This window comes from Bradyrhizobium sp. AZCC 1588, from assembly GCF_036924735.1.
GTDB lineage: Bacteria > Pseudomonadota > Alphaproteobacteria > Rhizobiales > Xanthobacteraceae > Bradyrhizobium.
Genome location: NZ_JAZHSC010000001.1, coordinates 5,855,339 through 5,876,535, shown reverse-complemented (window position 1 = coordinate 5,876,535; position 21,197 = coordinate 5,855,339). Strand labels below are relative to the sequence as shown.

Annotated in this window: 20 protein-coding genes; 5 read left to right on the top strand and 15 right to left on the bottom strand. The window is 64.9% G+C overall.

The window, feature by feature from the left end:
- Window positions 1-4 precede the first annotated feature (4 nt).
- The 8 genes from V1277_RS27290 to V1277_RS27255 all read right to left on the bottom strand — a co-directional run bounded on the left by V1277_RS27290 (window position 5) and on the right by V1277_RS27255 (window position 8,073).
- A complete protein-coding gene (locus V1277_RS27290) occupies window positions 5-778 on the bottom strand; it encodes an SDR family NAD(P)-dependent oxidoreductase (RefSeq protein WP_334418966.1) in 774 nt (257 codons plus the stop codon).
- Window positions 779-789: 11 nt separating this feature from the next.
- A complete protein-coding gene (locus tag V1277_RS27285) occupies window positions 790-1,815 on the bottom strand; it encodes an acyl-CoA dehydrogenase family protein (RefSeq protein WP_334418965.1) in 1,026 nt (341 codons plus the stop codon).
- A 27-nt stretch (window positions 1,816-1,842) separates the two neighbouring features.
- Window positions 1,843-2,613, bottom strand: a complete 771-nt coding sequence (locus tag V1277_RS27280; protein ID WP_334418964.1) for an SDR family NAD(P)-dependent oxidoreductase — start codon at window positions 2,611-2,613, stop codon at window positions 1,843-1,845.
- Complete coding sequence (locus tag V1277_RS27275) at window positions 2,613-3,824, bottom strand: acyl-CoA dehydrogenase (RefSeq protein WP_334418963.1); 1,212 nt, start codon at window positions 3,822-3,824, stop codon at window positions 2,613-2,615. The genes V1277_RS27280 and V1277_RS27275 overlap by 1 nt, the downstream gene beginning before the upstream one ends.
- 56 nt (window positions 3,825-3,880) lie before the next feature.
- Complete coding sequence (locus V1277_RS27270; RefSeq protein WP_334418962.1) at window positions 3,881-4,972, bottom strand: ABC transporter substrate-binding protein; 1,092 nt, start codon at window positions 4,970-4,972, stop codon at window positions 3,881-3,883.
- A gap of 195 nt (window positions 4,973-5,167) precedes the next feature.
- Entirely contained in the window at window positions 5,168-5,413 is a 246-nt protein-coding gene (locus V1277_RS27265; protein ID WP_334418961.1) for an acetate--CoA ligase family protein, read from the bottom strand.
- On the bottom strand, window positions 5,391-7,301 hold the full coding sequence (locus tag V1277_RS27260) for an acetate--CoA ligase family protein (RefSeq protein WP_334418960.1): 1,911 nt from the start codon (window positions 7,299-7,301) through the stop codon (window positions 5,391-5,393). Before V1277_RS27260 ends, V1277_RS27265 begins: the two co-directional genes overlap by 23 nt.
- 1 nt (window position 7,302) lies before the next feature.
- The gene (locus V1277_RS27255; RefSeq protein ID WP_334418959.1) at window positions 7,303-8,073 is read right to left on the bottom strand and encodes an enoyl-CoA hydratase/isomerase family protein; all 771 of its coding nucleotides are present in this window, start codon (window positions 8,071-8,073) and stop codon (window positions 7,303-7,305) included.
- Between the two features lie 176 nt (window positions 8,074-8,249).
- Between V1277_RS27255 and V1277_RS27250 the strand changes: the two genes are divergently transcribed.
- On the top strand, window positions 8,250-9,230 hold the full coding sequence (locus V1277_RS27250) for a Bug family tripartite tricarboxylate transporter substrate binding protein (RefSeq protein WP_334418958.1): 981 nt from the start codon (window positions 8,250-8,252) through the stop codon (window positions 9,228-9,230).
- 20 nt (window positions 9,231-9,250) lie between these two features.
- Here V1277_RS27250 and V1277_RS27245 read toward each other — a convergent pair whose 3' ends face one another.
- Entirely contained in the window at window positions 9,251-9,925 is a 675-nt protein-coding gene (locus V1277_RS27245) for a TetR/AcrR family transcriptional regulator (RefSeq protein WP_334418957.1), read from the bottom strand.
- 105 nt (window positions 9,926-10,030) lie between these two features.
- Here V1277_RS27245 and V1277_RS27240 point away from each other — a divergent pair, with 105 nt between their 5' ends.
- The gene (locus V1277_RS27240) at window positions 10,031-10,915 is read left to right on the top strand and encodes an SMP-30/gluconolactonase/LRE family protein (RefSeq protein ID WP_334418956.1); all 885 of its coding nucleotides are present in this window, start codon (window positions 10,031-10,033) and stop codon (window positions 10,913-10,915) included.
- Between the two features lie 11 nt (window positions 10,916-10,926).
- Here the strand turns inward: V1277_RS27240 and V1277_RS27235 are convergent, their stop codons facing one another.
- Entirely contained in the window at window positions 10,927-11,844 is a 918-nt protein-coding gene (locus V1277_RS27235) for a LysR family transcriptional regulator (RefSeq protein ID WP_334418955.1), read from the bottom strand.
- Window positions 11,845-12,007: 163 nt separating this feature from the next.
- Between V1277_RS27235 and V1277_RS27230 the strand changes: the two genes are divergently transcribed.
- The 3 genes from V1277_RS27230 to V1277_RS27220 are packed head-to-tail and all read left to right on the top strand — an operon-like array spanning window position 12,008 to window position 14,010.
- The gene (locus V1277_RS27230; RefSeq protein WP_334418954.1) at window positions 12,008-13,099 is read left to right on the top strand and encodes an LLM class flavin-dependent oxidoreductase; all 1,092 of its coding nucleotides are present in this window, start codon (window positions 12,008-12,010) and stop codon (window positions 13,097-13,099) included.
- A 31-nt stretch (window positions 13,100-13,130) separates the two neighbouring features.
- Complete coding sequence (locus V1277_RS27225) at window positions 13,131-13,652, top strand: flavin reductase family protein (protein WP_334418953.1); 522 nt, start codon at window positions 13,131-13,133, stop codon at window positions 13,650-13,652.
- Window positions 13,653-13,710: 58 nt separating this feature from the next.
- A complete protein-coding gene (locus V1277_RS27220) occupies window positions 13,711-14,010 on the top strand; it encodes a hypothetical protein (RefSeq protein ID WP_334418952.1) in 300 nt (99 codons plus the stop codon).
- Window positions 14,011-14,505: 495 nt separating this feature from the next.
- On the opposite strand, the gene V1277_RS27215 is transcribed toward V1277_RS27220, so the two are convergent.
- From V1277_RS27215 to V1277_RS27195, 5 genes are read right to left on the bottom strand one after another with little or no spacing between them, the layout of a single operon-like run.
- A complete protein-coding gene (locus V1277_RS27215; RefSeq protein ID WP_334418951.1) occupies window positions 14,506-15,312 on the bottom strand; it encodes an enoyl-CoA hydratase/isomerase family protein in 807 nt (268 codons plus the stop codon).
- Between the two features lie 30 nt (window positions 15,313-15,342).
- A complete protein-coding gene (locus tag V1277_RS27210; RefSeq protein WP_334418950.1) occupies window positions 15,343-16,887 on the bottom strand; it encodes an AMP-binding protein in 1,545 nt (514 codons plus the stop codon).
- The gene (locus V1277_RS27205; protein ID WP_334418949.1) at window positions 16,880-17,398 is read right to left on the bottom strand and encodes a (2Fe-2S)-binding protein; all 519 of its coding nucleotides are present in this window, start codon (window positions 17,396-17,398) and stop codon (window positions 16,880-16,882) included. Before V1277_RS27205 ends, V1277_RS27210 begins: the two co-directional genes overlap by 8 nt.
- Window positions 17,395-18,210, bottom strand: coding sequence for an FAD binding domain-containing protein (locus V1277_RS27200; RefSeq protein WP_334418948.1), 816 nt, complete (start codon window positions 18,208-18,210; stop codon window positions 17,395-17,397). Before V1277_RS27200 ends, V1277_RS27205 begins: the two co-directional genes overlap by 4 nt.
- Complete coding sequence (locus tag V1277_RS27195) at window positions 18,207-21,197, bottom strand: xanthine dehydrogenase family protein molybdopterin-binding subunit (RefSeq protein WP_334418947.1); 2,991 nt, start codon at window positions 21,195-21,197, stop codon at window positions 18,207-18,209. The genes V1277_RS27200 and V1277_RS27195 overlap by 4 nt, the downstream gene beginning before the upstream one ends.

Sequence of the window (21,197 nt, the reverse complement as noted above, 5' to 3'; positions counted from 1 at the left end):
ACCATCAGGCAATGTTCGTCAGGGTGATCCCGCCATCGACGGTGAGCACCTGCGCCGAGATGAACCCGCTCTCGTCGCCGGCGAGGAAGCAGATCGCCTTGGCGATATCGTCGACCGTGCCGAGTCGCCCCAGCGGCGTCCGCGCGATTCGGCGCGCGTCGAGCTCGGCGTTGCGGTTGCGCATCGTGCCTTCGGTCGGAATCGCCGAGGGCGCCACCGCGTTGACGCGAATGTTGCGCGCCCCGAGCTCGGCCGCAGCGGCCCGCGTTATGCCCATGACGCCGGCCTTGATGCCGCTGTAGACGATGCTGTTCTTGGCCGAGATCAGGCCAGCCACCGAGGCGACGTTGACGATGGCGCCGCCGCGTTCCGCGTCCATGACCTCCGCGGCCGCCTGGATACCCCACATCACCGCCTTGAAGCCGATGTTTAGCATGCGCTCGACCGTCTCCGGGGCGATATCCGCGATCGACTGATAGCGGACCCAGGCCGCGTTGTTGACGAGGACATCAAAGCGCCCCTGTTGCTCGGCCAATCCAAGCACCGCCTGCCGCATGCCGTCGCGACTGGATACGTCCTGCGTGACGGCAATCGCGTTGCCGCCGGACGCCTTGATCGCGTCCACCGTGCCGCTGACGAATTCCGGCTTCAGATCATTGACGCCGACGATCGCGCCGCGCGCGGCGAGCTTGAGCGCCGTTGCGCGGCCGATGCCGTTGCCGGCCCCGGTGACGAGTGCAACGCGGCCGGCGAGCGTCTGATCCCTGGTCTCGGTCATGGCAATCTCCTTCAAGCTCCTGCCTCGGCGAATGGAGCAACTTCCGATATGTAACGGCGGCCGAACGCGCTGATCAGCCCGCTCGCATCACCCTGCGCTTGCAGCGTACGGATACGGCGCAGATGGCGATGCACGGGGACCTCCCATGTGAAACCCATGCCGCCATGGATCTGCAATGCGCCCTCGCTGATCGAGCTGCCATAGGTCGCTGCTGCCAGGAACGCCGCATCGCGCTGCACCGGACCGCCTTCGCCGGACAGGCTCCGGGTGATCGCATGGCGAATGCTCTCGAGTCCCAGTTTCTGCCGCGCCAATGCATGACGGATGGCCTGGTTGTAGGACAATGCGTGGCCGAACTGGCGCCGTGTCGAGGCGTGCTCCTGCGCGAGCGACAGGCACGCTTCGGCAGATCCCAGGATGGCGGCGGCACGGAGCACGTTGGCGTCCGAACTGAGCATGTCCCATGTGTTCGCCGGCAGTATCGAGCCCACCGGAACTTCGACCTTCAGTCGCATCACATGCTCCGGCACCGTCAGGTCGAGGCCGGCCGCATCCTCCATCACGACACCCTCGGCATCGGTCGGGATCAGTGCCGCTGCGCCCGTCTTCATCCGCACCAGGACGTAGTCGACCTTCGCGGCGCAGGGCGCGCGCGCCACGGTGCCGCTCAGCACCAGGGATCCGCTCGCCTGCTCCGCGAGGGCCTCGCCCTGCCAAGCGATCGTCACCAGTTTCTCGCCGGAGACGATCGCGGCGGCCAGACGCGTCAACGAAGACTGGAGCAGGCGGCCGACGAGAACGGTCTCCAGCAGCGGAAATCCGAGCAAGCCCGCATGAGCGGCCGCAATCACCGGCACTGCGAAGCCGAGCGGCAGGGCAAGCCCCCCAACTTCCTCATCCGCGACGACGCCGAGCAGGCCGTCGCCGGCGAGATTTTGCGCCTGTTCGCGCACGTCCAAGCCGGCACATGCCGTCACTGCGCGTGCCGCGGTTGCTGCGAACTCGTCGGGCTGAAGTCCTTCACCGGCCATGGTCATCATTGTCCTCTTCGAAACTGCTGCTCGCTAGGCGAGATATCCGCCGTCGACGGGCAGGATGACGCCATTGACATAGGACGCCATTGCGGAGGCGAGAAAGACCACCGGTCCTGCGATCTCGTCAGGTTGTCCCACACGCTTCAACGGCGTGCGCGCCATCAAACCGGACAGCCTGGCCGGATTGTCGCGCGTGCTCTCGCTCATCTCGGTCGCGATGATGCCAGGCGCGACGGCGTTGACCCTGATACCATCAGGCGCGAGATCGCGGGCAAGCGCCTGCGTGAACAGCCTCACCGCACCCTTGGACGGCGAATAGCCAAGCGCACCATTCATGCCGCCAAAGGCCGCGACGGACGCCACGTTGATGATGCAGCCCCGCGACTTTCGCAGCGCGGGAATGAAGGCGTGAACCACGTTGAAGGTGCCATTGACGTTGACGTCGAACACCTGGCGCCAGTTCTCATGCGCGCGTGGGCTGTCGATCGGCTCCCGGATGATGATCCCGGCATTGTTGACGATGACGTCGGCGGAGCCGAGCTCCTCGTCAACGCGCTGTGCTACGTCGGCACACGCCGAGGCATTGGTCACATCGAGCGAACAGGCGATTGCTTCCGTGCCGCCGTCCCGTATCTCGCGCGCAGCGGAGTCTGCCCAGTCCCGCCGCAGATCGGTCACAACCACCCTCGCCCCGGCAGCAGCCACGCCCAACGCGATGGCGCGTCCAATCCCCTGGCCCGCTCCCGTCACCACGACGAGACGATCGTGCAGCAGACCCGCGACCTCACCCCGGGCGACCATTATTTGCCCCTCGACAGCTGGAGGATACGATCGGCGATGATGCCGAGCTGGATCTCGGTCGTGCCGGCATAGATCGTCTCGGCACGGGCTTGGAGGTAGATCGCTTCAAAGCGCCGCCGCGCCACCTTGATCGCCGGGTTCTGCGGCAACGACGCCTGCGAGAGCAATTCGATCGCGAGCGCCGCAAAGCGCTGATGCGATTCGCTCCAATAGAGCTTTGCCAGACTGCCGCGCGCCCCGATCTTGTCGCCGCTCGCGAGCGCCTCGACGGCGGTCTCGACATGGGCTTTCAGCACCTCGATCTCGACCGCCACCTCGCCGAGCTTGACCGCGTAGTGCCGGTCCACGACCATCTCCGACAGCGCCGGATCGGCCTTGCAGGCCGAGATCAGATGGCGCAGCTCGTTCTCGAATCGCCAGGCACGATACATGCGGTTGGTTGCGCGCTCGATCTCCAGCACGCGGATGGCCGCGGCCCAGCCCTCGTCGGGCGCACCGATGGCATCGGCCTGTGCGACCTCGACCTCGTCGAAGAAGACTTCGCAAAAGCTCTCGCGACCGTCGATCGACTTGATGGTGCGCACGCGCACGCCCTTCGCATCGAGCGGCACGGCGAACATGGCAAGGCCCCGATGGCGATCCTCCAGCGGCCCGGTGCGGGCGAGCACGAGGCAGCGCTGCGCGCGGTATGCGCCGCTGGTCCAGATCTTCTGGCCGATGATCCGCCAATCGTCACCGCTCCGCGTGGCGCGGGTGCGAAGCCCGGCAAGATCGGAGCCCGCTTCGGGCTCGGAAAATCCCTGGCACCAGATGTTGCGCATATCGAGGATCGCGGGCAGGAAACGCCGCTTCTGTTCCTCGGTGCCGACCGCAAGGATAATGGGGCCGGCGAGCTCCTTGCCGATCGAATTGACGCTTTCCGGCATGGCCAGCGCACCGATCTCCTGATTGGCGATGAGATGTTCGCGCAAGGATCGGCCATGCCCGCCATAGGCCCGCGGCCAGGTGATCCCCGTCAGGCCGGCGCGATACATCGCCGCCTCCCAGGCGACAGATTGCTGGAGCGTGGGCGGCGCGAATGCGGCGCTGTCGCTGCGGAAGCTGGCAGCCAGATTGGCATGCAGCCAGCGATGCATCGCATCGCGATAGGCTTCACCCGTCAGGCTCTCGCCCGCGACTGCTTGCGTCGATACCGCTTCAAGTACACTCATCGCCCGATTCCCGTCTTCGCCATGCGGGCCGGCATGCCGGCCCGGCTGCCTGTTCCCTACTGCGACTTGAGAAGATCGCAGGCGCTCTCCGATGCCGGCCGCCACGCGTCCTCGGGCGCGATCGTGCCGGTGATCTCGTAGTAATCGTAGGTGTATTTGGATTCGGCCGGAGCCTTGATCCGCGCGACGTAGAGCGGACGCATCACTTGGCCATCGGCCCTGATGGCGACGTTCTTCATCTCGAAATCGTTGACCTGGGTGTTCTTCATCTGCCGCATCACGGCATCGCCATCGTCGGAGCCGGCGGCGGCAACCGCCTTCAGGTAATGCGTGGTGGCGCTGTAGGTGGCCGCCTTGCCCTCGTTGAGAAGCTGGCCGTTCGTCGCTTCGGCGTAGCGCTTGGCAAAGGCCCGGCTCTCCGGCGTCATGTCCCAGTAGAACGGCGTCGTCAGCCGCACGTTCTGCAGATCCTTGAGACCGATGCCATGCGTCTGGCTGATCATGAGGCCGAGCGGAACGAGCAGTTGCTTCCTGGTCAGCCCGAACTCCTGCGCCTGCTTGATCGCATTGGCGAAATCCGCGCCCGAATTGGCGAGAGCAATCGCCTTGGCGCCGCTGGCCTGTGCCGTCAGCAGGAACGAGGAGAGATCCGAGGAATTGAGCGGATGCAGCACGGAGCCGGCCACCTTGCCGCCGCCCGCCTCGATGAACTTCGTCGCATCTGCCTGCCAAGCCTTGCCGAAGGCGTAATCGACCGTCAGGAAGAACCAGCTGTCGATGCCCTGGGTGAGCAGAGCCTTCACCGTGGCCTTCGGCTGGGCATAGGTGTCGACCACCCATTGCGTGGTCATGGGCGAGCATTTGTCGTTGGTGAAGAACGAGCCCGCCGTGCCCGCCAGCATGTACGGCTTCTTGCGGTTCTTCATGATGTCTTGCACGGCCAGCGCGATCGACGAAGCCGAGCAGCCGACGATGGCGTCGACGCCTTCGTTGTCGACCCAGCGCAATGCGATGGCGACGCCGATATCGGGCTTGTTCTGATCATCGGCGATCACGAGCTCGATCTTCTTGCCGTTGACCGTTCCGCCGAAATCGCCGACTGCGAGCTTGCGCGGCAGCGACCGAGCCGAGGCCGCAATTGTCGGCATAAGGACCGTTCTGGTCGTTCATGATGCCGATCTTGACGACGTCGCCCGAGATGCCCTGCGCGGACAGCGGCGGATTCGTGAGCAGCAGGGCAATCATGCCGAGCGCAGTGACCGTCGATCTCTTCACCGTTTCCTCCTGCCTTTGCTTTCAGCGCTTCCTCTGGGCCCGTTTCTGCGACCTCTTGTGGTTTGCATTCAATGGTGCCCGTGGGCCGGAGCCTTGCCGTGCGGGATCAGCAGCGCATCGAGCGCCACGGCTCCTTCGCCTTCGGCGAGAAGCAGCAGCGGGTTGACGTCGATCTCCGCGACCGCGTCGGCATGTGCGGCGGCAAAGCGCGACAGCGCGGCAACGACCCGGGCCGCGGCTGCGAGATCGGCCCGCGGCCGGCCGCGCGCACCGTCCAGCACCGCGAATGCCTTAAGCGATTTCAGCATCGCCATGGCCTGTGTCTCGCTGACCGGCGGCTATCTGCACGGCGGAGTCCTGGAGGATTTCCGCGAAGATGCCGCCGAGACCGACCATCACCACCGGCCCGAACACCGGATCGATGCGGCTGCCGAGGATCAGTTCGGCGACGCCCTTGACCATCGGCGCTACGATCACGCCGTCGATTGCCGCGTGTGGCGCCCTCGTGGCGACGCGATCGAGCATCTGGGCATAGGTCCGCCGGACTTCGGCCTCCGAACCGACGCCGACGACCACGCCGCCCGCCTCGGTCTTATGCGGCAGGTCGGGCGAGGCTATCTTCAGCACCACGGGATAGCCGATCTCCGTGGCAGCGAGCGCTGCCGCATCGACGTCCTGCACGAGGTGCTCGGCCAGGACCGGGACACCGGCATCGGCAAGCGCCCGCTTGGCGCCGAGCTCATGACGGAATGCATCCGCTACAAGCGGCCGCGGCCGCTCGATTGCCGGAGGCACGTCCTGCGGACCCTTCGACACCGCCTGCAACCGCACCAATGCGGCGACGGTCGCACAACAGCCGTCAAAACTTTCCACCGTCGGAAATCCCAGCGCGTGCAGTTCGCTCAGCGCATCCTCCGGTCCGTCGACACACAGAATGATCGGACGGTGGGGGAATTGCGCACGGACGTTGCGCAGCGAGTCCATATAGATGGAGCGCAGGCGTGTTAGATGCAGCGAGAACGGCAGCGGCAGGATCACCGCATCGGCACGCTCGTCCGCCACGACGGCGGACATGATCTTCTCCAGGAGATCGGGCCGGCTCGACATCTGCGCGGTGGCATCGACCGGATTGCGGGCCGACGCGAACGGCACCAGCTCCAGAATCTTTCGTTGCGTCTCCTCGCCAAGCTCGGGCAGCGACAGTCCGACCGCCTGCGCGGCATCCGCGATCAACACGCCGAAGCCGCCCGATGCCGTGAGGATCGCGATATCAGGGCCCTTCGGCAGCCGGTCCGGCAGCAGGATCGATGCGGCGTGGCCGAGATCGATGAGCTCATCGATGCTGCGAACGCGCACCGCTCCGCACCGGGCAAACAGCGCGTCGAACACCGCGTCCGATCCCGCCATCGCGCCGGTGTGCGAGGCCGCGGCGGCCTGCCCGGCTGCCGACGTCCCGATCTTCATCGCGATGACGGGCTTGCCGGCATCGCGCGCCTCCTCAAGCGCCGAGATCAGACGGCCGGCATCGCGGCAGGCTTCGAGGCAGCACAGGATCACCTTGGTGGCGGGATCGCGTGCCAGCCAGGCGATGCCGTCGGCGATGTCGATGTCGCACTCGTTGCCCGTCGTGATGAAGCGGCTGACGCCGATGCCGCGCTCGCTGGCGAGGCGCATGGTGTAGCTGCCGAGATTGCCGCTTTGCGAGACGATGCCAAGCGAGCCCGCGGCGGGCATGCTGTGCTCAAGCACGATCGAGAACGTCGCGATGCTATTCTCGGCGACGCTGACCGCGCCGAGGCAGTTCGGGCCGAGCACGCGCATGCCGGTCCGGCGCGCGGCCAGCCGCAGCCGCTCCTGCATCGCGTGGCCCTGCTCGCCCAGCTCGGCAAAGCCGGAGGAGAACACGACGACGCTGCGGACGCCGCGAGCAGCGCACTGTTCCACCGCCTCGCTCGCGCGCTCCGCATCGACTGCGACGATCGCGAGATCCGGCGCCTCCGGCAGGTCGGCGACAGAGGCATAGGCCTGCAGTCCCTGCACCGTCGCGGCCTTGGGATTGACCGGATAGATGCGGCCGGCATAGCCGTGGCGGCGCAACAGGTCGACCGGCCGGCCGCCGATCTTGGTCGCCTCCTGCGAGGCGCCGATGATCGCGATCGACCGCGGCGACATCAGCGCGTCGAGACCTTCTCCCGGCCGCATCTCAGCGCCCCTTGAACACCGGCGTACGCTTCTCGAGGAACGCCATCCGCGCTTCCTTGGCGTCCTCGGTCTTGGACAATGCCATCGTGACGTTCTGCTCGAAACGATAGGCATCGCGCGGCGGCATCAGCTCGACCATGTTCGCCGCGTTCTTGGCGTATTCCATCGCGATCGGGCTCTTCGAGGCGATCTCTCTCGCGATCTTCATCGCTTCGGGAAGCAGGTTCTCCTTGGTCGTGCATGCTTCGATGATGCCGAGGCGATAGAGCTCGGCGGCCGGCACGCGATAGCCGGTGAAGAACATGCGGCGCATCAGGGAGCGGCCGAACAACGTGTTCAGCATGGCCGCACCACCGGCGAGCCCGACGTTAATCTCGGGCATGCCGAACACGGCCTCCTCGCAGGCGTAGAAGATATCGCAGGAGGCCATCAGGCCGACGCCTGCGCCGAGCGCAACGCCGTTGATCGCCGCGATCACCGGCTTCGAGCATTCGCGGATGCAGTTGCCGGTCTCGCGCGTGATCCGGTTGTGGCTGTGAAACGCGCCGATCTTTGCCGGGTCCGGACGATCCTTCAGATCCGCACCGCTGCAAAACACCTTTCCGGCACCGGTGAGGATCGCGACCCGGACGTCGGCGCGCTCAGAAATCTCGTCGAATACGGCAACGATGCGCTCGCGCATGGCGCGATCGAGCGCGTTCACGGGAGGACGGTTCAGCGTCACCAGCGCGATGTGATCGGACACTTCGAGGGTGACGATATCTCCTGACATGGCTTCCTCCTTGAGCTTCCATTCGTATTGCCTGCATGCCTGACCGATCGGTCAGCTTTCTGCGCTGATAACATCAACCACGGTGACTTGCAATATGCTGCCGATCTCCTATTGACCGACCGATCGGTCAGCCGATAGGTTCAAGGCAAGCAAGAATGACCCAGAGGAGGACTTCCATGCCCAGGATCAACCGCCGCCAGGCGGCAACCTTGATCGCCGGCGCCCTCGCCGCCCCGTTTGGGGCGCCTGCAATCGTCAGGGCGCGCTCGTCGCAAACGGTCTTCATCATCGTGCCCTACGCGCCGGGCGGCTCCATCGACAGCCTGATGCGCTCGATCGCGAAAGCGATGGCGGAAAACCTGGACCAGCCGGTCCTGGTCGACAACAAGCCGGGCGCCAACGGCATCGTCGGATCGCAATATGTGGCGCGCGCGCCGAAGGACGGATCGGTCCTGCTCGCCGGCGGCACCGGCCCGATCTCGCTGAACGTGCTGTTGCGCAAGGCCCTGCCCTACAAGCTCGAGAACTTCGCCTCCGTGGCCATGCTCTGCAACGGGCCGCTGTCGCTGACCGTGAATGCGAAGACACCCGCCACCGACGTGAAGAGCTTCGTCTCCTATGCCAAGGGGCGCGACAAACCGCTGTTCTACGCCACGCTCGGCCCGGGCAGCGTCACGCATCTGTTCGGTATCATGATGGGCAAGTCGATGGGATTTGCCGTCACCGAGGTCGCCTATCGCAACAATCCGGCCTCGATCATGGAGACGCTGTCGGGAGAATGCGATCTCAACTTTGCGACGCCCGCGGCCGTCATCGAGCACGCGCGCAGCGGCCAGCTTCGCATCCTTGCGGTGTCCTCGGAGAAACGTATGGCAAATCTCCCCGACATCCCGACGCTGTCCGAATCCGGCTATCCGGACCTGACGGCTTCGTTCTGGACCGCGCTGCACGCACCGGCGGGCACGCCGCGTGAAGTCATCGCCCGGTTGAATGCGGCCGCGAACGCCGCGATGCAGAAGCCCGAGATCGCAAAGCAGCTCGAGACCGATGGCCTGATGGTCGATATCGGCGGACCGGAGCGGCTCGACGCCCAATTGACCAAGGACGCCGCGCTCTGGGGACCTGTGATCAAGGCGCAGAACATCGTATTGGAATGAGACGCGGCGGCCGCCGCCGGTCAGCGCGACTTGCGCCGGCCTGCCTTGGGCGGCTCCTCTCCGGGAAGCTTGACAAGTTCGCCGCTTCGCAGGCCGTTGAAGATCATGTCGAAGAAGATCTCCGCGATCTGCTCCGGCGTTGCGGACTTGTTGGGATTGTACCAGCGATGCATCCAGTTGAGCGAAGACAGGATCAGCCGGCCGGTCATGGGAACATCGACCTTGCGGATCTCGCCGGCATCGATGGCTTCCTGGATCAAGCCGCGCAGAAAATTCTCGAAGCGGTCGCGGCGCGTCAGTCGTTCCTTGTGCCGGTGCCGGTCTGGATCGTTCCAGAAGGCGGTTGTGGAGGCAATCCAGGCCCAGCGGTAGCGGCGGAAATATTCCGCTGTCGCGACCATGAAGGCGCGGATCTTCCGCGACGGCGGCCCGTCGGGAATGCGGTCGCGCACGAACAGATAGAGCTCGAGGGTCGAGCCGACCGCAACCCGCGCGTAGATCTCGTCCTTGTTGGAGAAATGATGATAGAGCAGCGACTTGGAGATGCCGCAGGCGAGCGCGATGTCGCGCATCGAGGTCCCCTCGAATCCCTTGCTGGCGAACAGCCGTCCGGCCTCGGCGAGGATCTGAAGCACGCGGTCCGAGGCCTCGGCCTGGTTCGCAACGCCATCCTTCATCGTCGACAGTTCAGTCATGAGGTCCGCAATCCATTCGTCAGTGTGGCAATCGAGAGCCTTTAGAATGAAACTAGTTTTTCACCGACCGATCGGTCAAGCCCGGCGATTCCATTGCGAGCAGCCATGAGCGCGGTCCGGATCACGCGCATCGGCGCGACAAAGGACCAGCTCGGCGAGAGCCCGGTGTGGGACGAACGCCGGCAGCGCCTCTATTGGATCGACGCGCTGGCCGGATTGATCCGCACGCTCGATCCCGTCACCCGCGCGGCCGAGCAGTTCAGCTTGCCCGCGCCGATCGGTTCGATCGCCCTGCGAAGCGACGGCGGCGCGGTCGTCGCCCTGCGGAACCGATTTGCGCACTACGATTTGGATAGGCGCGCACTGACCGATGGTCCGTCGATTGGGCTCGACCATCCGAAGGTGCGGCTGAACGACGGCAAGGTCGATCCCTACGGACGCTTCCTGGCAGGCACGATGCACGGCGACCGCGCTCAGGACGAGATGCCGCTCGGCGGTCTCTATCGCCTGGACGCATCAGGCGGGCTGGATCTGCTCGAGACGGACCTTGCCGCGAGCAACGGACCGTGCTTCAGCCCGGACGGAGAGACGTTCTATCTCGCGGACAGCGCCAGGCGGATCATCTGGGCTTACGAGTACAGCCAGGATGGTCCGCTTCTGAACAAGCGCGTCTTCGTCGACACGGAGGCGCAGCAGTCCGGCTGCGACGGGGCAACGATCGATGCGGAGGGATACCTCTGGTCGGTCCTCGTGCGCATCGGCAAGATCGCGCGGTTTGCGCCAGACGGGACCATCGCGCGAACGATCGACATGCCGATCCGTCATCCGACCAGCGTGACTTTCGGCGGGCTCGATCTTGATCGTCTCTACGTGACGTCAATCTCGCGCAGCCACGCCCTCGCCGACGACCACCCCGATGCGGGAGGCTTGTTCGCCGTCGAAGGCCTCGGCGTACGCGGGCTGCCGGCGCACAGGTTTGCATTGGACTAGAGACCCCTCGGCTACTGCGCCGATCTCTTGATCTGCTTCGGCACGTTCTCCGCCATGTAGTCGATGAAGACCCTGATCTTTTCCGGCAGGTAGCTGCTCTGGAGAAACGCCGCATAGATCCCTTCGTCGAAGCTGGAGTTCGTCACCCGGAAATCCGGCAGCAGACGGACCAGGCGTCCGCTCGTGAGCTCCTCCGTGACGGTGTAGTCGTCCAGCAGGGCGATGCCGTGCCCGGTGACGGCGAGATCGCACAGGACCACGCCGTTGTTGCTACTGAGGGACGACGGCACGACGATCTCGCGCAGCCTGTTCCTGCGCATGAACTTCCAGACCACGTCGTCGGGGCCCATCCAATAGGTCAGGCAGTTGTGGCGCGTGATGTCCTCCGGCTCGCGCAATTTCGGCATCCGGCCGACATAGTCCGGCGAGGCCACGAGAATCCGTTCGCTCCGCAGCAGCCTCCGCTGCATCAGACCGGGATCCTTCGGCGCCGCGATCTGGAAATCGACGTCGAACTCGTCCTCGCGAAGCTGGGCGCGCCGCTCGGACAGGCGCAGCTCCACCTTCAGCTCCGGATAGAGCTTCTGAAAGCCCGGGATCAGCGGCGAGAGCACCTTGATGCCGAACAGCGTCCGCGAGTGCACCCGCAGTGTTCCGCGCGGCGCGGTCTGGAGCGAAAGCGCGGCGGCTTTGGCATCCTCGATACCGTGCAGCACCTGCTCGGTCCGCTGGAAGAAGATCTTGCCGGCATCGGTCAATCCGAGATGGCGCGTGCTCCGGTTGAGGAGTTGCACGCCGAGCTGCGCCTCGAGCTCGCCGATATAACGCGACACCGATGCCGGCGAGAGCCCGACGCGGCGCCCGGCCGCCGAGAAGCTGCCCTCGCGGACGGCGTTGACGAACAATTCCATGGCCTGGAGGCGGTTCATGATCTTTTCAAATTCTGCAAAGGACATGCTCAGATTACGTCAATTGTTCGAAAAACCTCAAGTCCCTAACCTGATGAGAACGCGTCGCAAGAGCGACCGAGAAGCGCATCCCAGGTGCGACCGTGGGATCGCAAGAGCGACCGAGAGGTGGAGGAAGCAATCGATGGAATTCGGCGTATTCATTCTGGCGCAGCAGCGCGGCTATCATCAGAGCTCGCAGCAGGTCATCAACAACGCCGTCGAGCAGACGGTCGCGGCCGAGCAAGCCGGCTTCGATACGGCGTGGTATGCCGAGCACCATTTCAACAATTACAGCCTGTGTCCTTCGCCACTGATGATGGTCGCGCATTGCGCCGGCCTGACCAAGCGCATCCGCCTCGGCTCGGCCGTCTGCGTGCTGCCGCTGTACAATCCGGCGCGGCTGCTCGGCGAGATCGGTTTTGCCGACACGGTCTCGAACGGCCGCCTCGATCTCGGCATCGGCTCGGGTTACCAGAAGTTCGAGTTCGACCGCTTCGGCGTCGACCTCGACCATTCGCATGCGCTGTTCGCCGAGTTCTACGACGTGCTCCAGGCCGGCATGCGCGAGCGCATCTTCTCCTATTCGGGCGAGCACCTGAAGATGCCGCCGACCGCGATCGCCGTGCGCACGGTGCAGACGCCGATGCCGCCGATCTGGGTCACCTCCGGCCATGGCGAAACGCTCGGCCGTGCCATTCGCGACAACCATAATCTGTTCGTCACCGCGCTGCTGAATGGCCTCGATGCCATCAAGGCGCTGCGCGAACGTCTCGAGGGAATCGCAGCCAAGGAAGGCCGGTCCATCGACGACACGCGCTTCGGCTTCCTGCGCTGCGCCTATGCCAGCGACAACGACAGCGAGATCACCTCCTACCTCGACAATGCGCGCTTCCAGCGCCGCCTCTCGGAAAGCCTGAAGTTCCGGCGCGCCCAGAGCGATGACGGCTATCTGATCAAGGAAGAAGCCGGACCGAACGACATGAGCCTGGAGACGATGCTGAGCAACCTGCCCGTCGGCAGTGTCAATCAGGTGATCGACCGCATGCTGGAAGAGATCAGCATTCTCAAGCCGTCGCACATCGCGCTTCAAACCCAGCTCGGCGATTTCGATCAGCGCACGATGCTGCGCCAGATCGAGCTGTGGGGCAGCAAGATCATCCCGGCGATCCGGAAGGAGCTGAGATCCGGCCGCGCCGGACGCGGCAAGACCGCGAGCGAGGCGGTCTCGGCATAGTCCAGCACCAGCGCAAGCCCGGAGGGACGTCATGGGATGTCAGATCGCTCAAATGCGCGATTTCCGCTCTGTCGAAGCTGCCGAATTCCGGCTCGCCATGCGCAATCTGGCGAGCGGCGTGGCGATCGTGGCAACGGGAACAGAAGCGACGCGGCGCGGACTGACCGTCAGCTCGGTCACGTCGCTTTGCATGGATCCACCCTGCCTGCTCGTTGGCGTCAATTCGAGCTCGGAAACGCACGCCGCGATTCTCGCCAATGGGCGCTTCGGTGTCAGCCTCCTCGGCCGGGGGCAGGAAGATCTGGCGCTGCGTTTCGCCGGCGGCGCCAAGGGCGTCGAGCGCTTCGCAACGGCGCGCTGGCAGCAAGGCGTTCTCGACGTGCCGCTGCTCGAACCGGCGATCGGCATGCTGGAATGCGTGCTGCACCATCACCAATTGGTCGGCACGCACGGTCTCTTCATCGGCAGGATCGTGGCCACACGCGGCGGCAACGGCGATCCTCTGGTCAATTTTCAGGGTGCGCTGCGAGCATTGCCCCAAGCGAGCCTTTGACGGTGTCGAGCCCTGCATTGTCGCCAGACTTACCGGGAACTCGCGGAGGAGTAGCGTCGTGATCATCGAATGCTTGGACGGCGGCGTTGTCCGGCTGGCTGAACCGCTCGACTTTGGCAGGTTCAAGCTGATGCTGCATGCCGATGCCCGGCCTGAAACGCAGAGCTGGAACGGAATCACACCTCTGAACGATCGCGATGCGCTTGTTTCGATCGGTTTGGTCCCCGCCTTGGCAGGCCGCCCTGATGATGCAGACTGGAAGCAGCGCTACGCAGAGATGGTGGCCAAAGCCCGCGAGCATGGCTGGATCGATGCCGAGCGGCACGCGATCCGGGCTCATATTGAACGAATGCCGTAGGGCCGCCATCCTGAAACCAGCAAGCACCATCCCGGCTTTGCGCCAAGGCCTGCCGCCGCGCTAAGCCGACGAGGTTCAGGCCAAGTCTTAGGATAGCTGTTCGGAGAGCACGGATTTGTCGTAACAGCCGCTGACTCAGGTTGTCGGAACACGACTCTCGCAACCTTCGACAAGTGCTTGATCTGGCTATGGTGGGCGCACCAGGGCTCGAACCTGGAACCCGAGAGGCGTATGATTTCGCAGGAAATCAAGGGCCATTCCGATAGACGTGTCGTTAGTCCTACATTGAACCAGCAATTTGATGGAATGCCGCGACAGCGAGTTCGGCGCAGTCCAGACAAGTCGAAGGGATCGGGGGTTCGAGTCGGGGGAGCGCTACCGCCTTCACACCACCAGCCAAACCTGCGATAACTCATCCAATCCCACAAGTCGGTTCATAAGTCCGACAGCCAATTCTGCTTTTGCGCTCTTACCCGAGCGCTACGTTTCCCGCCATCAGCGCCCGGCGAATTTTGGCGGGCGCTTGGCGTTGAAGGCTTCGACGCCTTCCTTGAAGTCCTCCGACTGCCGTAGTCGGCTGTAGCAATGGCCCTCGAGCTCGATGGCGATCGCGAGCGTGGAATCTTCCGTATCGTTCAGGAGCTTCTTCGCCGTGCGCTGCGCCAGCGGCGAGAAGGTGCGGAGCTCGTCAACCAGCTTGTCCGTCGCCTTTTCCAGCTCGCCGTCCGGCACGCACTCGGTCGCAATCCCCCATTCCAGCGCCTGCTTCGCCGAAATGCGCTTTGAGCGCATCACGATGTCCTTGGTGCGGGTGATGCCGACCATCTTCTGCAGGCGAGCCGAGCCGCCAGAACCCGGGATCTGTCCGAGCTTCTGTTCCGGCAAGGCATACTGCGTGGTCTCCGAGGCGATGCGGAAGTCGCAGGCGAGCGACAGCTCGAAGCCGACGCCGAAGCAATAGCCGCGATTGGCCACGATCACCGGCTTGGCGCAACGCGCGGGCGCTGCGATGTTCCAGGCCAGTTTTGACACATGCTCGGGGCTCGCTTCCATGAAGCCGCCAATATTGCCGCCACTGGAGAAATGCTCGCCCTCGGCCCGCAGCACAATGATACGCACACGCTGATCCTCATCGAGGGTCTCGAACGTCAGCCGGAGCTGGTCGCGTTGCGGCATCGCGACGACGTTATAGGGCGGCCGGCCGAGGATAATGTCGGCGCGTTCGCGCGCCTCATCGATCTCGACCTTGAATCCATCGAGCTTGGCCAGACGAGGATCGGCAAAGGTGTAGGGTGACGACATATCTTGCTTCCTTCTGTTTACGTCGTGTGATCAGGCCGCGTCCGACGGCGGCCGGCGTTCGGTTTGGTATTCTCCGGCAACGAGCAGACGCCGCAGCAGCTTGCCGACCGGCGATTTGGGAATGGCGTCTACGAACACGTAGCGGCGCGGGCGCTTGAAGTTGGCAAGGCCGGAGGCGCGGCAGAATTGCTCGAGCTCCGCCTCCGATACCGTCCGGTTGCGCTTGACAAACGCAGCGACGATCTTGCCCCACTTCTCGTCGGCGAGACCGACCACTGCCACTTCCGAAACCGCGGGATGCAGCGACAGGCAGCTCTCGATTTCCACCGGCGAAACGTTTTCACCGCCGGTGATGATCATGTCATCGACGCGGCCGGTGACGAAGAGATCGCCCTCGGCATCGATGAAGCCGGTATCGCCGGTGAAGTACCAGCCCTCGCGCAACGCCTTTGCGTTCGCTTCGGGCCGTCGCCAATAACCTTCGAACGCCTCGTCGCCTGCGAGCGAGGCGATGATCTCGCCCTCCTCTCCCGGCGCAGCAAGTTCGTCCGCGGAGCGGGCGTTGATACGGACCACCTTGATGTGTTGGTTGATGCCGGCCTTGCCGGCCGAGCCGGGCTTGGCCGGCGCATTCTGGTCGATCGTGAAGGTGTAGATCTCGGAGCTGCCGTAGTGATTGACGAATAGCTCCGGCTTGAAGACATCGGCCAGCTTCTTGAGCAATCCATCCGTCATCGAGGCGCCGGCAAAGCCCAGCTTTCGGACACTCGATATGTCGGTAGCAGCAAACGCCTCGTGATGAACGAGATCGTGGTAGAGCGTCGGCACCAGATACAGATTGCTGATCTTCTCACGCTCGATCAGGGCCAGCGCTTCGCGGGTGTCGTAGCGCGGCAGGCAGACGAAGGTCCCGCCGATCAGGGACATGGCGAGCAGAGAGCGGACTCCCATGGTGTGATAGAGCGGCATCACGCCGAGCGTGCGCTCGCCCCGGCCGTACAGATTCTGCGCGACATGCGCGACGGACGCCGCCCGCTCGGCCCGGTGACGGCGCGGCACGCCCTTTGGCCTGGATGTCGTGCCCGAGGTGTAGAGCATGATCGACCACGCATCGGCGCCGGCCTGGGGCAAGGCGTCGGACGTGCTGCCTTCCACCATCTCCGCGAAGGCCAGATCGCCGTCGACGTTTATGCCGACCGCAATGCGCAGCAAGCTGGCGGCGCGCGCGGAATTTCTGACGGCCTCGGCGGAGACGTCCTGATAGAACACGGCGCGCGCCTCGGCATTTTCGATGCAGAAATCGAGCTCGCCGGCCTTGGCGCGCCAGTTGATGGGAGTGAGGATGAGGCCTGCCAATTGGCAGGCCCAATGCAGCGTCGCCGCCTCCCAGCGGTTCTGCAGCACAGTGACGACATGATCGCCGGGTCTTAGGCCGAGATGATCGAACGATGCCACGAGCGACGAAATCTTGCGGTACCACTGGCGATAAGTGAGACGGACATCGCCATCGACCAGCGCAAGCGCATCCGGATCGCGCGCAACGCTTGCGACAAAACTGCTGCCAAGGTCAAGCATCGGACTTCTCTTCGGTAGTAGCGGCAAGCTCGGCGGCCGCTTCCAGCGCAGCCTTGATGATGGGGGTGTATCCTGTGCAGCGGCAAAGATGGCCACTGAGGAGATCGCGGATATCGGCTTCGCGTGGCGAGGGATTCCTGCGCAGATAGTGATCGAGCGACATCAGGATGCCGGCAGTGCAGAAACCGCATTGCAGGGCGTGGTTGCGGCGGAATGCCTGCTGCAGGATGCCAAGCCGGTCGGGTGACGGAGCGAGACCCTCGACGGTTTGCACTTCGCAGCCATCGACCTGCGCCGCCAATGTCAGGCAGGAGCGCGTGAGCATGCCGTCGACAACGACCGTGCAGGCGCCGCAAACGCCGTGCTCGCAGCCGACATGGGTTCCGGTCGCGCCAATCCGGTGGCGCAGGAAATCGGACAGCAGCATGCGCGGCTCGGTTTCAGCTTCGACTTGCGTTCCGTTCAGGCTGAGGCGAACCGGATAGCGACCGTGGGCGGCAAGACGCGTCATTGCAGCACCTCGCATATCAGATCGCGCCCGATGGCCCGCACGAGATCGCGCCGATAGCGCGCGGTCGCGTGCACGTCGTCGCGTGCGTCAAGCTCGTAGGCAAGACCGTTCAGCGCATCGTCAAGTGCACTGCCCTCCAGGCGTGGCCAGTCCCGCGCCACCGGCACGTCGGCGACGCCGCCAACGGCAAAGCGGACGCCCTTGGGCGTTGCCAATGCCGCACATGCCGCGATAGCGAAATCGCCATGACGGCGGGCGACCTCGCGGAACGCGCATCGGCCGCCGGCGTGACCGGGGAACGACACGGCTTCGATCAACTCGTCTTCGGCGCGCGCGGTGGCCATCATGCCGACAAAGAACTCCTCGGCCGGGACGCGGCGACGCCGCCTTTTGCTACGCAGACACACTTCGCCGCCGAGCGCGATCAGCATGAGCGGCAGCTCGGCGCTGGGATCAGCGTGCGCCAGCGAGCCGCAGATGGTGCCGCGGCTTCGCGTCTGGACGTGGCCGACCCAGGGTAGCGCCAGCGCAAGGAGCGGCAGCGTTCGTGTCAGTTGGGGCCAGGCGAGCAACGTGGCCTGCCGTACGCCGGCGCCGATCGTCACAGCGCCCGCCCGTTCCTCGATACGGCTGAGCTCCGTCAGCCGCATGATGTCGATCAGGACCTTTGGCCGGGCAAGGCGCATGTTGAGCATCGCCATCAGCGACTGGCCGCCGGCCAGCACACGGGCGTTGCCGCCCTCTTTCGAAAGTCCTTCGAGAACTTCGTCGACGGATTCGGCCCTGACATAGTCGAAGGCGGCAGGCTTCATCGTCGCCCTCCGAACAGGCTCGCGAGCTTGCCGAGCAAGCCGCCTGCAGGCGCGCCACCGCCGGCCTGGCGCGCCAGTGCCGCAAAGAACTGTCCGATGATCACACGCGTGGCGCCGTTGAGCAGACGGCCGCCGATGCTGGCAACCTTGCCTCCGATCGCCGCGTCATAGCTGTAGTGCAGCTTTGTGCCGCCTTTGCCATCGGGCGCGAGCGTGATCCGTCCCTCGGCGCCACCGAAACCGAGGGCACCCTCTGCCTGCCCGCGCAGCGTGACCGCATGCGGCGGATCGAGATCGAACAATTGGACGTCAGCGCGATAGCGTCCGGTCACGGGACCGATGCCGAGCGTCACGTCGGCGCGGAAATGCGTGTCGGAGACTCTGTCGACGCGCTGGCATCCGGGGATCACCGCCTGCAATGTCCTGACGTCGAGGAGCATCGCCCATACCTGCTCCGGCGCAGCATTGACCGATGCGCTGCCCTCGCCGTGCAGGCGGCGGTCTCCTTCGCGCGCGAGCTTGGCGCTCGATCGGCCCGCGGGCGGCTCTGGCTCCGGCCCGCGCGCCAGACCGGCGAGCTTGGCCGGCACCAGCGGCAGCGTGACATCCTCAAGGCCCAGCGCATCGGCCACGGCATTGGCAATGCACACCGGCGTCGACATACAATTGCCTTCGCCGACGCCTTTTGCTCCCAGCGGGGTGAAAGGCGACGGCGTCTCCATGTGAATGATCTGCGGCTCGGGGACTTCGGTCGTCGTCGGCAACAGGTAGTCGGCAAATGTGCCGGCCAGAAAGCTGCCGTCGACGCCATAGGCATACTCTTCATAGAGCGCCGCCCCGAGCGCCTGGGCGAAGCCGCCGCGGATTTGCCCGTTCACCATGGCCGGATGCAGGATGGTGCCGCAATCATGCATCGTGACGTAGCGATCGATGCGGGTTTCGAACGTGGTTCGGTCGACCTCGACGCCGCAAAAATCGAAGATGAAGCCGTGACAAAGCGATGAGTTGATGCGGTCTTCATCGTCGGGGGCGGTCAGCTCCGGCGGCGTCCAGAACACGGTCTCGCGGATCATCTGGCCGGCATCGTCCGGCAAGGAGCCCGGCGACCAGTGGCTCAGGGCCGCAACACGCGAGAATGCGACACGGTTCTCCGGATTGTGCTTCGAGGCGACGAAGCCGCCGGCGAACACGATATCCGTCGGCTCGGCATTGAGCTGGCTCGCGGCGACGCGCGCAAGGCGAGCCGCGATGCGTTCTGCCGCCAGCTTGGCGGTGCCAGCCACGGCCGCCGCAAACCGGCTCGCGTAATTTCCGGAAGCGATCGACCAGGCATCCTTGGCGGTATCGATCTCGGTGTTAACGCGCACATCCTGCGGCTTGAGGCCGAACACGTCGGCGACCACCTGCGACAGGATGGTGCGATGGCCCTGCCCTTGCGGCACCGATGCAACATGAACGGTGACGCCGCCGACCGGATCGAGCGCAACGGTCGCGGTCGCCTGCGCGCCGTTCTTCGGCCCCGCGTTGCGGCGCTCCGCTGCGGTAAGCACCGTCGTGATGTAGCCCATGTTGGAGACGCTGGGCTCGACCACCGCGGTGAAGCCGATGCCGTAGAGACGGCCTTGCGCGCGCACCTCCTCGCGCCGCGCCATGAGCTCCGCGAGCTTCCCCTGCTCGATGGCCCTGGCAACCGCTTCCTGGTAGTTGCCGGAATCCAGCAGGGCACCGGTGGCCGTGCGATAGGGAAAGGCCTTGGCCGGAACCAGATTGCGCCTGATGATTTCGAGCGGATCAAGGCGCAGGCCGATTGCGATGCGCTGCACCAGGCGCTCAAGCGCGAAATAGACTTGCGGCCCGCCAAAACCGCGGTTGAGGCCGGTCGGCGTCTTGTTGGTGACGACGACACGGTTGCGCACCTTGACGTGGCGGATATCGTAGGCACCAGTCAGATTGCCGTGCATGCGATAGAGCGTGGCCGGTTCAGGCGCACGCAGATGAGCGCCGCAATCCTCGACCTGGTCCCAATCGAGCGCGAGGATCCTGCCGTCGGCAGCGACGGCGGCCGACAATTTCGTGGCGCGGTTGGTGGCCGAGACCGAAGCCGTGAGGTGCTCGAGCCGGTCCTCGATCCACTTCACGGGACGACCGACAGCCCGCGAAGCCGCACCGATCAACACGATGTAGGGAAATACGCCCTGCTTCACGCCGAAACTGCCGCCGGAATCCGGCGGCGTGCGCAGCCGCAACCGGTTGCCCGGCACTTTCAGCGCGCGCGAGATGACGGTGTGGATGCTGAACGGACCCTGAAAATTGGCGAGAACGTCGAAGGCATCCTCCGCGGCCTCGTAGGAGGCGATCACGCCGTAGGTTTCGATCGGCGTGCAGGAATTTCGCGGATAATGGATATCGATCGAGAACCGATGCGCGGCTTCCGCAAACGCCTGGCCCGGATTGCCGTAGGAGAAGCTGCGATCGCTCGCGAGATTGCCGGGAAAACCGTCATGCAGAATCGGTGCATCGGCCGCCAGCGCGGCAAGCGGATCGATCACGGCGGCGCGCGGCTGATAATTGACGTCGATCAGGTCGGCGGCATCTTCCGCCCGCGCGCGATCAGTCGCGACGACGATGGCGACGGGCTCGCCGACATAGCGCACGCGATCGATCGCGATCGGCCAGCATTCGACCGGCGCCTTCACGCCGACGACGAGACTTGAAGTCAGCTCCTTGACCTGCTTGCCGGTGAGAACGGCCGCGACGCCCGGCGCCCGCCGAGCCGCCTCCGCATCGATCGAGACGATGTCGGCGTGGGCATGGGGCGATCGGAGAATCGCCGCATGCAGCGTGCCCGGCGGTATGCCGATATCGTCGATGAAACGCCCGCGGCCGGTCAGTAACGCAGCATCCTCGACGCGCTCGATCGACCGGCCGATCCAGGGCCGCCCTTCCATGTCGACAGATGATGCGGATCGAGCCGCAGCCTGCGCCAT